The sequence below is a fragment of the Peribacillus sp. NPDC101481 genome (assembly GCF_044767165.1).
Taxonomy (GTDB): domain Bacteria; phylum Bacillota; class Bacilli; order Bacillales; family DSM-1321; genus Peribacillus.
Window position 1 is genome coordinate 42,184 of record NZ_JBIWNJ010000004.1, and the last position, 11,635, is coordinate 53,818.

General features: G+C 39.3%; 8 protein-coding genes. 1 reads left to right on the forward strand and 7 read right to left on the reverse strand.

The genetic code is table 11. From position 1 onward, the window contains the following. Positions 1-44 precede the first annotated feature (44 nt). The 6 genes from ACIROD_RS21870 to ACIROD_RS21895 form a co-directional block, all read right to left on the reverse strand. The gene (locus ACIROD_RS21870) at positions 45-3,647 is read right to left on the reverse strand and encodes a CDP-glycerol glycerophosphotransferase family protein (protein ID WP_402944224.1); all 3,603 of its coding nucleotides are present in this window, start codon (positions 3,645-3,647) and stop codon (positions 45-47) included. A gap of 156 nt (positions 3,648-3,803) precedes the next feature. Next, the gene (galU, locus tag ACIROD_RS21875; RefSeq protein WP_101224801.1) at positions 3,804-4,691 is read right to left on the reverse strand and encodes a UTP--glucose-1-phosphate uridylyltransferase GalU; all 888 of its coding nucleotides are present in this window, start codon (positions 4,689-4,691) and stop codon (positions 3,804-3,806) included. 266 nt (positions 4,692-4,957) lie between these two features. After that, on the reverse strand, positions 4,958-6,700 hold the full coding sequence (locus tag ACIROD_RS21880; protein WP_402944228.1) for a phospho-sugar mutase: 1,743 nt from the start codon (positions 6,698-6,700) through the stop codon (positions 4,958-4,960). 204 nt (positions 6,701-6,904) lie between these two features. Next, entirely contained in the window at positions 6,905-7,546 is a 642-nt protein-coding gene (locus ACIROD_RS21885; protein ID WP_402944231.1) for an NAD(P)-dependent oxidoreductase, read from the reverse strand. Between the two features lie 264 nt (positions 7,547-7,810). Further along, positions 7,811-8,221 carry a disulfide oxidoreductase gene (locus ACIROD_RS21890; protein WP_230177787.1) on the reverse strand — a complete coding sequence of 137 codons (411 nt, stop codon included), beginning with the start codon at positions 8,219-8,221 and terminating at the stop codon, positions 7,811-7,813. A gap of 2 nt (positions 8,222-8,223) precedes the next feature. Continuing rightward, positions 8,224-8,913: a DsbA family protein gene (locus ACIROD_RS21895; protein WP_402944235.1), complete on the reverse strand. Its 690-nt coding sequence runs from the start codon at positions 8,911-8,913 to the stop codon at positions 8,224-8,226. Positions 8,914-9,226: 313 nt separating this feature from the next. On the opposite strand from ACIROD_RS21895, the gene ACIROD_RS21900 reads away from it, so the two are divergent. Next, on the forward strand, positions 9,227-9,661 hold the full coding sequence (locus tag ACIROD_RS21900; protein WP_402944238.1) for an Rrf2 family transcriptional regulator: 435 nt from the start codon (positions 9,227-9,229) through the stop codon (positions 9,659-9,661). A 43-nt stretch (positions 9,662-9,704) separates the two neighbouring features. Here the strand turns inward: ACIROD_RS21900 and ACIROD_RS21905 are convergent. Continuing rightward, positions 9,705-11,635: SH3 domain-containing protein (locus tag ACIROD_RS21905; RefSeq protein WP_402944240.1), on the reverse strand; the 1,931-nt coding region annotated here is incomplete at its 5' end.

An 11,635-nucleotide genomic window follows, 5' to 3' on the forward strand; every position in this document is an offset into this window, starting at 1 on the left:
ACCTATATATGTGAGGCTCTACTAATTATAAAGAACCCATCATTTTATAAGCATTTATTGAAGGTTTCCATGGCCAATCCATTATATTGGGTGTAATCAAACTTCGCTAGTTCAGGATTATCATTATTTACCATAGTAGATAAGCCCTTTTCCAGTCCATCTACGCTATTTTCGACAAGTAAACCATATTTACCGTTTTCCAAAACGGTTCGGTTAGCCACTATATCAGTAGCCATGATTTTCATTCCTAAAGTCATTGCTTCCAATAATACCATAGGCTGCCCTTCATAATGTGAGGAAAGAACGAAGCAGTCACATTTTTCCATGAACGAAAATGGATTTTCAAGCTGGCCTAAAAGATGAATGGAATGATTTAAGCCCAGCTCATCAATGATTGCCTGCAAATCTTCCTTTAAAGGTCCTTGTCCTAAAATATATAGTTTACTATTTTTGTGTTTTTCATGAAAGCCTGCGAATGCACGAATCAAATTATCTTGCCCTTTTTCTGGGGATAATCTTCCCATATTGACAAAGTTAAAATCATTTTTATCAGGATATGGAACGAATTGATCATTCACTTCCAATCCATGCACCTCTTGTACGATTAACGCCTGTTTATCGATCCAACCAATAGATATCCCGTCCAATAATATATGGGCATAAGTACCAAGTTGAGTAACCGCTTCTTTATCGAATTCCACGATCCGGCCATTAAAGGTTGGTCCATTTTCCAAGACCATGGCATCTTGCAGCCCATAAGGCTTATCCCAAATATGGTAATCGCCTAAGTTAATTTCGGCAGTGCCGCGCACTTCCCGTTCTTTTAACAGGATTGGCTCTTCTATGATTTCGAATGCCCCCGTATTTAACCAGCCTATTCTCTTATTATCGATTTCGAAAAGGTAATAGCCGCCTTTGTTGGTTCTGTTATACTTTACGATTCTGACGATTTGCCCTTCAAAATCGATTGCCTTGCTCACTCTTTTAGCCTTGTAGTTCGGATATGCCTTCGTCCAGATTGTATGGTCTTCCGGGTTAGTTATTTTACCGTACTTCTGATTACCGGTGTTTATTTCCTTCAGCGTTCTATTCTCAATCTTATCAATGAACTTTTTATTGTTTTTATAGTTTCTGGATATTATATACTTTCTTTTCATCATGATTTGCAGCTTGTCATTAAAGCTCATATCTTCATTGATTGTACAATGTTCAAGCATGGATAAAGCTGAATTATCTATCCAGCCTATTATCTTGTTTTTTACAGATATTCTGCTATAAATCGAATGCTGGGTTTTTGCTTCCCTATCGACTTTTACAATGATTCCTTTAAAATCATGACTGCCGGAAACTTTGTACGTTCCTTCGACTTTATACGGCAAGGACCAAATATAGTTCGATCGAGGTCTTACTAACCTTGCAATTTTATCCACTTCTTTTTCATAAATGATGCTGTCTGGCAACAGCTCCACAGCTTCTTCACTAATCCAGCCTATTATTTGATTGTCATGACTGAATTTGTAAAATGTCTTTTGATCAGCATGGGCTTTTCTCGAAATGACGATTTCAGCACCTTCAAATCGTTCTTCCAGTCGAAATTGGATTGAATTCGGGATTCCAGGAAGGGTATTCCAAACTTGATTATCCTTGACATCGGTTAATATCGCCCTTGCTTTGAAGTTTTCTGTGATCATTGCCTTTTCATCATGCTCGATAGCTTCAGATTCATTTGACTCGATTTGAAGGATTTTATCCGGGTTGATAGAATTCATTACATAATCAAATTTATCGAAGTCTGCATACTCCAATAGATTCTTTCGGTTTAATTCCATCGTTCCCTTAGAAACACTTACTAGCTTATCAAATCGATTGTATACCGAAAAAATCCCTCTTAGATTGATACGGTGAGGTCTCTTTCCATTAATGATGCGCTCACTATCAGAAAGCAAATCATTATGCATATAACAAACTTTCTTTTTTGCATCTGCCGCCAGCAGATATTTAGCCCAATAATGACTATAACCGCTAAAATCGATAACAAAATCAAACTTTGTTTTACCGAATAAACGTGCATGCTCCCTAATATAAGCATTTTCCGGGTAAAGCTTCTTCCCTAAGAAGCCTCTTTCCCCTCTGTTATGGATGAATTTGTCTTTGTAGACTTCCAAAAATTTATACACAGGCAAGCCAGGTTTGAATAGAAAACGCACATTCTTATTGACCTTGCCCATATTTTTCAAAACCTCGTACGAGTGAGGGGTGGCAGTAAAACAGCTGACATCATATTTATCATAATCAATATTATTCATTAAGTTAAGGAATGAGGATGTAATTCCGTTATCCCTCAATCCGCCCGGATAAATCAATATTTTTTCCTTTGTGGAATCCAGCCCGGTAATTGTATTTAGTTGTTTCGTAGACTTATTGAAAATATTATTGACTATTCTTTCTGTTACTTTTCCATCCTCATGGTTCGTGAATTTTCCCTGCATTTTTTTATATTTATCGGAATATCTCAATTCCACATTTTTAATATCTTTAATGGCTAGTGCCAGTTCTTTTGAGTTAAAAAGCAGCGGTCCCGGAAGTTCGTCATTTTGGAGATATTGTCCCCTTTGCTCTGCATAAACGTCCGTGTCCCAAGTGTAAAATAGAATTGGCTTATCGGTAACAAGGTAATCAAAGAATATGCTGGAATAATCCGTGATAAGCAAATCAACTGTAGCAAGCAATTCATTTGTATCCACATAGTCAGGTATTAGCACATCCTTGATTTCCGAATGCTTGGCCGCTTCTTTATATAGAAATGGATGCACCTTAATAAATAGGTTATATTGTTCACCGATTTGACTTTGTAAATAGTTAATATCCGCAATGATTTGAAGAAGATCGTTATCCACTTTGGCAAGGTTCGTCCCCTTCCAAGTCGGGGCATATAAAATATTTTCCTTGGCATCACTGACTTTCAAACCTAGAGTCCTTAGATACTCCTTATACTCCCCCGAATCCGTATTCAACGTCAAATCGATCCTCGGATATCCTTCTTCTATAATTTCACCTTTATACAATCCATTTAACTTATAGCTATGTGTAAATATGTTGGTAGTATGGGTATTAGGGCTCAAAATGAAATCTGCACTCAAAAAGTTCCTGACAACGTTTTGAGAGACCGAAGGATTACCCGGTATATCAAAGCCCATATTCTTAAGGGGAGTTCCATGCCAGGTATTGATGTAAATTTGATCGCTTTTAGGGATGAAGAAAGACTGGAATGTGGAGTTATTGATTAAATACTCACTTGTTGCCAACCATTTTAAATATTCCTTTGAATTACGCTGAACGAATTGAACATTCGGCATATCCTTATACTTCGCCATTACACCTGAGAGGACGCTGAAATCCTGGATGGACCATATGTGCATAAAATCTTGATAGCCTTGATTTTCAAGCATATATTTAAACATCGCGTACGGACTGTCAGTCATACTGTTTCCATCACGACTCTCATATAGAATCGTGTTTTTTTGCACGCTTAATTTCTCATAATACTTTGCATATCTATTTACGCGCTTATGATTTTCCTTTAATAGGAAATTAGCGATAGGTTGTTTAAGGAAATCGACTTTTCTTTTTATTACCTTCTTATTCACTAAATAGGCATCCCCTTTTATGGATTTATATTCACCATTCAAAATTATGTTTGCCTTTCATTAACCAAAAATAACAACTATGAATGATCAATAGTTGGAGATTTTCTAAAGATGATTACTACATTAAATTAAAAGATTATGAATGGCAGTAAGAGTTTATTTGTCCACTGCCTTATGCATTTCGAGGATATTTTCCATTACTTTTATGATGTCGTCTCTTAAATCGGGACGTTGCAGGGCAAATTCAATTGTCGTTTTCACAAAGCCATCGACAACGCCGACATCATAGCGTTTTCCTTCAAAATCGTAAGCGAAGACTTTTTGGATTTCATTCAGTTTTTGGATGGCATCCGTTAACTGGATTTCACCGCCGGCCCCTGTTTCCTGCTTGGCCAGGAAATCGAATATTTCCGGAGTCAGTATGTATCTTCCCATGATGGCTAGATTGGATGGTGCCGTTCCTTGTTTTGGTTTTTCGACGAAACGGTTCACTTCGTATCTTCTGCCTTCTTGCGTAAGCGGGTCAATGATGCCATATCTATGCGTTTCGCTCTCATTTACCGGCTGCACCCCAATGATGGACGAACCTGTCGCATCATATTCGTTGATTAATTGGCGTAGAGAAGGAACATCGCTTTCAACGATATCATCGCCTAAAAGGACGGCAAATGGCTCATCACCAATAAAGTTACGTGCACACCATACAGCATGTCCGAGGCCTCTCGGTTCTTTTTGCCTAATGTAATGGATATTAGCTAAATTGGATGGGTATCGCACCTTCTCCAATAAATCGAATTTCCCTTTTTCACTCAAGTTATTCTCTAGTTCGTAAGCATTATCAAAATGATCTTCTATTGCTCGTTTATTCTTTCCTGTGACAATGATTATATCTTCGATTCCCGCTTTCACGGCTTCTTCTATAATATATTGTATAGTTGGTTTATCGACTATTGGCAGCATTTCTTTAGGCATAGCCTTCGTTGCGGGCAAGAATCTAGTGCCTAGTCCCGCTGCAGGTATAATGGCCTTTTTAACTTTTTTCATTCTTTGTAACTCCTTCATATTAAGATAAATCTACAAAAAACCCCATTTTTTTCTGAATCATCCTTTTCATAGTAACATAGACTCGTTTTTTGTAAATATCTTAACAGAAAAATTCCTTCTTTTGTAAACGCATCCATAAATTAAACTTCCAAGTAATGCAATAGCCCGCTTTCTTCTTGAAAAAAATAAGGCCTTCCCTGATATTTCAGGAAAAGGCCTTATTTTTCTTAATTATATGACTGATAGGTCCAAGGGCTCAGGATTATTTATTTAGCACTATTGATCATACCATGAATATTTTCCATGAAAGCATTCATGACCTGCTTCAATTTCAACTCGGCTTCTTCCATCGTTTCACTTTGGATCCCAAAATAGAATTTGATTTTAGGTTCTGTACCAGATGGCCGCAAGCATACCCATGTGCCATCCTCAAGGAAGTACTTAATTACATTTGATTTAGGTAAATCAATGACTTCTTCCTTATTTGTGCCCACCGTCAGCTTCACACCGCTTTGATAATCCTCCTGGATCGTTACAGCTTTTCCGGCAATTTGCTTTGGAGGAGCCTCACGGAACTGATTCAGTATCCCTTGAATCTGTCCGGCGCCTTCAATCCCCTTTAAGGTCAATGACTGAAGTCCCTCCAGATAATACCCGTACTTTTCAAAGATGGTAAGCAATCCTTCATATAGATCCATGCCCTGTTTTTTATAGTGGGCACAAACCTCCACCGCAAGAATGGCCGCTTGGATCGCATCTTTATCACGGGCAAAATCCTTGATTAAATAGCCATAACTTTCTTCATATCCGAATAAGAACGTGTGCTTGCCGCTATCCTCATATTCATTGATCTTTTCAGCGATGAATTTAAAACCCGTTAATACATCAACGGTCCCTAAACCATATTCCTTAGCGATTCTGCGCCCAATTTCAGAAGTTACTATCGTTTTTAAGACAACTCCATTGGAAGGTAAAGTGCCTTTCGCTTTCTTTTCTTTTAAAAGATAATCCAATATTAGTGCACCTGTTTGATTACCTGTAAGCACCACATATTCGCCATCTTTATTTTTAACGGCGATACCGAGTCGATCTGCATCCGGATCTGTTGCGATCAAAAGGTCTGCAGATACTTCATTTCCTAATTCAATGGCCATTTCAAAAGCTGCATGCTCTTCCGGGTTCGGGGATTGAACTGTCGAAAAATTGGGATCAGGCAATTCCTGCTCTTTTACAACGTGTACCTTGTCGTATCCCAGATCTTGTAAAGCACGTCTGACAGACTTATTTGCCGTGCCATGAAGCGGTGTGAATACAACTGTCACATCCACCTCTTCACTTAAATCTTTGTTTTCGGGCACAGTAAGCAATTTATCATTATAAGCGGTATCGATATCCTCTCCGACAATCTCAATGAGGCCTTGCGCTTTCAATGTCTCTTCATCTTTTACCGAAATGGCAAGTTCGTTTTCAATCGCATTCACGAATTCTATCACTACATCAGCCGTTGCCGGAGGAAGCTGTGCACCATCTGGCCCGTACACTTTATAGCCATTATATTCAGGGGGATTATGACTTGCTGTAATAACGATCCCAGCATAGGCATTCAGTTCACGAACGGCAAAGGATAACTCCGGCGTTGGCCTCAACTCATCGAATAGATAAGCCTTGATTCCTTCTGTAGCCAGGGTTTTGGCTGCTTCCAAGGCAAATTCAGGCGATTTAAAACGTGAATCGTAGGCAATCGCGACACCTCTGCGTTTTGCTTCATCACCCATCGATTGCAGATAATGGGCTAATCCCAATGTTGCTTTACGGACTGTATATAGATTCATCCGATTCGTACCTGCCCCAATTTCCCCGCGCATACCGCCTGTGCCGAATTCCAAGTTCTTATAAAACGCATCTTCTATATTCTTTTCATCATCTTGCATCTCGTTAAGTAATGATTTCATTTCATTATCAAGGGCTTCGAAGTTCACCCATGAGTCGTAAGAACATTTCCAATTCATCTTCTAATAGTCCTTCTTTCTTTGTTGGGAATTCTAAATGTTTCTACTAAAATCTAACAATAAAAATTAATAAAAAAAAGTCTCTATAGGACTTTATCGCTATATTATCTGCAAAAAATGGACATCAGTCAATATTTTGGGCAAAAATTTGTTATACATAATAGAAAAAAATGGACGTCACCATAAGGGGCGACGTCCACTTAATTATTCAGCTTCGGCAACAACGGTAAAGCGTTGGTTGATGTGCTTTGGAATTTCAATTTCATCAAGTACTGCAAGGGCAAAATCAGCATAACTTACATAGCTTTCACCCTTTGAATTTACAAGAAGGTTATCTTTCCCCAGTTTATACCCACCTGTTCTATCTCCTTGCGGATCAAAGAAGGCGGAAGGACTGATGAACGTCCATTGGATGCCAGTCGCATTTTGCAGATCTCCAAGGTTCTTGGATTGATTAAAGGCTGTTGCAAAGTATTCTTTAGGGAACTCAGGCGTATCCAGTACACGGATCGTTTTTGCCTCGTCAACGAAAAGGCTTCCAGCTCCGCCAACAACGATCAGTCTAGTTTGAGGCGCCCCTTTCATTGCGTCAATCAGGATTTTTCCTGCATCGACATGCAGATGTTCCTTCCCCGGAGCAGCGCCAAAGGCATTCACAACCACATCGAATTCTTTAAGATCCTCTGCTTTCAGATCGAATACGTCTTTTTCCAGTACGGATAATCCTTGGATTTGGACTTTGGCTTCATCCCTTACAATAGCCGTAACTTCATGTCCCCTAGTCAATGCTTCGTTTAAAATCAGACTTCCAGCTTTTCCGCTTGCACCAATAATAGCAATTTTCATATTAAATTCCTCCTATATATTGTTATAGAAACTTTAATTGTAACTAAATTAATTACATGTAATAATATAAGTTACAGGTTGCATCTTGTCAACATTTTTATTTTGGGGAGTTTCGGAGATATATTGGAGTTTTCGTCGATATATTGCAAGTTTCGGAGATATATCCAGTTTTCAGTCGATATAATTCAATTTTCGATGATATAACCGGATTTTCGTCGATATATATAAAAAAAGCACCATTCCTTTTAGAATGGTGCGCTTAAATTACATGTTTTTTTTCTTTTTCATTAGCAGTGCCATGCAGATTGTGATGAGCGTAAAAGCGATAAAGGCCAAAAACGGGATCGTGATGAATCCTAGCCAATTTATATACTCACCTGAGCAGGGAACACCGCTTTGGCACATTTCGAAATGCTGTAGTGCTGGAATTTTTTGCAGACTATAGTGATACCCTGACACCACCATGCCCAAAATCGATAATGGGAGGATGTATCGATAGATTTTCAGGTCCTGTTCATAAAAGGCCCGGCCCAATAAGATAACGAGCGGGTACATCAGAATCCTTTGATACCAACAAAAGGTGCAGGGTACATAATGGAGAATCTCACTAAAGTAGAGACTTCCGGCAGTGGCGATGATGGATAGGATCCAAGAAAATAATAGTGGCTTGTTCATCACTATTTCTCCTTCGCTGCATCATCAACCATTTTCACTAAATCATCGATTGTATTTCCTTCAAATTTCTTGCCATTGACAAATAAGGAAGGAGTTCCAGTAACGCCCAATTCGTCGGCCATCTCCATATCCTTGTTCCATCGGTCCTCGGACTTTTCGGCTTTAAAAGAGGTAACGACCTTTTTCACATCTTTGTCATTTGCAATTTCTTTCAATGTTTCTTCTAAGAACTTGTCCGTAAACACATCTTCCTTTTCATATTTCAGGTCAGCTGGCTGTTTATCGAACAAAAGTTCATGAAATTTCCAAAAGGTCTCATTTCCTAATTCCTGATAAACACTTTCCGCGAATTTAGCGGATCTGGTTGAATCGACGTTAATGAACGAATAATTCATGAAATAAAATTGCGCTTTTCCTGTATCAATCAATTCACTTTGTATAGAAGGAAAGAATTGCTCCTCGAATGTCTTACAGACTGGACATTTATAATCCCCAAATTCCAAAATTTGCACAGAAGCCGATTTCTCTCCCAAATAAGGCTGTGCTTTATAATCGATTTCATTAACGGCAGTATCTTCGTCCTTCCCATTTGCCAAAAATATAAAGCCAATAATGATTACAGCGATTAACCCGATGATCCAAAACGTGAATGCAGAAGATTGTTTTTGATTACCCTTTTTTTTATTAGCCATCATATACCTCCATCACTTGTAGTTGTGTCATATTCATTATCCAGCCATAGCGGCAGATTTCAAGTTCCCCCTTCCTGCACCTTTCACCTGTAACTGATTCATTTACACGTTATAATATAAGTTTCACCATGCTGGTTTGTCAATTACACATACCTTTTATTTTTGCCTTTGCAGAAACGGCGTGACTTGACAAGGAAACGGTTAATGGATAAATATTATTCTTGCAGGCCATTATAACTTGTAACCACTTGAATTACATGTTAAATAATTTATACTATATAAGAATAGAGATTTTAAAGGAGAGAAAAAAGAGATGTCCATCAGTACCCGCTTTTCCGTAGGAATCCATATATTATCTCTTTTAGAAATAAACAAAGAAGGCGTTAACACTTCTGATTTTATAGCAAAAAGTGTAAACACCAACCCAGCCTTAATCAGAAAAATCACCGGCATGCTGAAGAATGCTGGTTTAGTGAATGTTCGGCCGGGTATCGCCGGAGCGACATTGGCCAAGGAATTATCGGATATCACTTTGCTCGATGTTTATCAAGCTGTCAACGTTGTCTCCGATAAAGAATTATTTGGAATCCATGAAAATCCTAATCCAGCATGCACTGTTGGAAGAAATATACAAGATGCAATAGAGCCTATCTTTTCAGTTGCTGAACTTGCCTTGGAAAAGGCATTGGGAGTGGTGACGATCGAGGATGTCGTCAAGTGTATTCTGGAAAAGGATAAAACTAATTAGCAAAAAAACACATGAGTCGGACTCATGTGTTTTTTCCTGCTTTCTATTTATACTTAGGAACTTCAATCGTCAATTTATAGGAATCTAGTAAACTATACAAATTATAAATCTGTTTCACTTGTTTTGTTGCCCAGCCAATATCAGTGGCATACTGGTGTGAAGCATATCCATATTTCTCTGCAGCTGTAGGATTCCATCTCATTTTGTAAAGCGTGTCCTGTCCAGCGGAGATATATCCTTTGGCGATGAATTCGGCACCGCCGATGATGGCCGCTTCTGGAGTGAACCAGCCTGCATTATAGGCGTATTGAGCGCCGCTGCTTAGTGCCGTTCCGTCAAATGCTCCCACTCCATACATATTATAGACCGTTTTCCCGTTCACCTTTACGCCAGTCGCTAACGGTGATGTGCCGTTCCCGGTCTCCAGCAAAGCATGTGATATCAGGTAGATTTCATTGACCCCATATTTTTCACCTGCCGCAGTGAAGGTTGCAGCTTGGCCTTGTAAAATCCCTTTGCCTGAAAGGATTCGATTATTCACTTCTGAAACGTTCATGTTGGTGACTTGGGAAAGCTTGACGAATTGGAATGAATTGACTGGATCATTCACAAAGTTATTTGGGTTAAGATTATATTCTATATCTTCCGGACTGGCATTTACCCATGTCTTGTTATAGTCCACCTCATACCAATAGTAACCATCAGAGCCCTTTACTTTCGATTTAATATTCAATGATTGATTATTGCTGACAGGACCGACTACCCAATAATTAGAACCAGCTCCGCCCCTGACACGCCATCCGGTTCCTTTTACCGTACCTTTGGATGAACTGATCAAAGTTAATCCATCTTCACGTATGTAGGTTTTATACTTTTTATCCGTTTGACCATTTACGCCCATTTGAATTTCAACCATCTTTTCCATCGTAAGGTTATACTCTTTATCAATCCTGATTATCGATCCATTCGAACTACCCGGACCTTCCGGTGCTTTGGCCGTTAAATATTGCGTACTGACATACCCGGTTTTTCCATTGGCCGTGACTCTTGACCAGCCATTGGACTCTGAATAAACCGTTACGGCCGTATTGTTTACAAGCTTGGCTATAATTGAAGCGGTAGCTGATGCAGCAGACCGCATATTCAGACTGGAGCCATCATTCACATTTACATATTTAACTGACGTGTTTCCTTCTTCGTCTGGATTCAACCCCGGTAAAGGACCAGGCTTCGTTGCTGATAGATATTGCGTATTGACATAGCCCTCTCCGCCATACGCTTTAATATTTGACCAGCCATTTGATTCCGAGATGACTTCTACCTCTACACCTCTTGCCAATTTCACAATGACGGAAGCACTTTCTGATGGCTTATTCCGCATATTCAGTGAACCCGTGCTGACATTTACATATTTCGTTGTCGTTTTTTCAGGTATGGATGGTTTGGATTCCGTTCCAGGCTTTGTCGTCGAAAGATAGTTAGTACTGACATACCCATCCTTCCCATTTGCCTTGATTTTCGCCCAACCTTTTGATTCCGAATACACCGTCACTTCAGTTCCTCTTGAGAGCTTTGCGACTATGCTCGCACTTTCCGAACCGCTTTTTCTCATATTGAGTGTTCCAGAGCTTACGTTTACATATTTCGTCGTCGTTATTTCAGGTGTTACGGTCGTTGATCCCGATCCTGGCTTTGCAGCAGATAGATATTTGGTATTGACATATCCGTCCTTTCCATTGGCTTTGACTTTCGCCCAGTCATTGGATTCCGAATATACCGTCACTTTCGTTCCTTTTGAAAGCCTCGCGACTAAGCTTGCGCTTTCCGAACCGCTTTTTCTCATATTGAGCGTTCCAGAGGTTACGTTTACATATTTTGTCGTCGTTTTTTCAGGTGTGACAGCCGTTGATCCCGATCCTGGCTTTGTAGCAGACAGATACTTGGTGCTGACATATCCGTCCTTTCCATTGGCTT

Coding starts and splice junctions, on each gene's coding strand:
- galU (WP_101224801.1), bottom strand. CDS start 4,691: ATGAAAAAAGTTAAAAAGGCCATTATACCTGCAGCGGGACTAGGCACT.
- ACIROD_RS21880 (WP_402944228.1), bottom strand. CDS start 6,700: ATGAATTGGAAATGTTCTTACGACTCATGGGTGAACTTCGAAGCCCTT.
- ACIROD_RS21885 (WP_402944231.1), bottom strand. CDS start 7,546: ATGAAAATTGCTATTATTGGTGCAAGCGGAAAAGCTGGAAGTCTGATT.
- ACIROD_RS21890 (WP_230177787.1), bottom strand. CDS start 8,221: ATGAACAAGCCACTATTATTTTCTTGGATCCTATCCATCATCGCCACT.
- ACIROD_RS21895 (WP_402944235.1), bottom strand. CDS start 8,913: ATGGCTAATAAAAAAAAGGGTAATCAAAAACAATCTTCTGCATTCACG.
- ACIROD_RS21900 (WP_402944238.1), top strand. CDS start 9,227: ATGTCCATCAGTACCCGCTTTTCCGTAGGAATCCATATATTATCTCTT.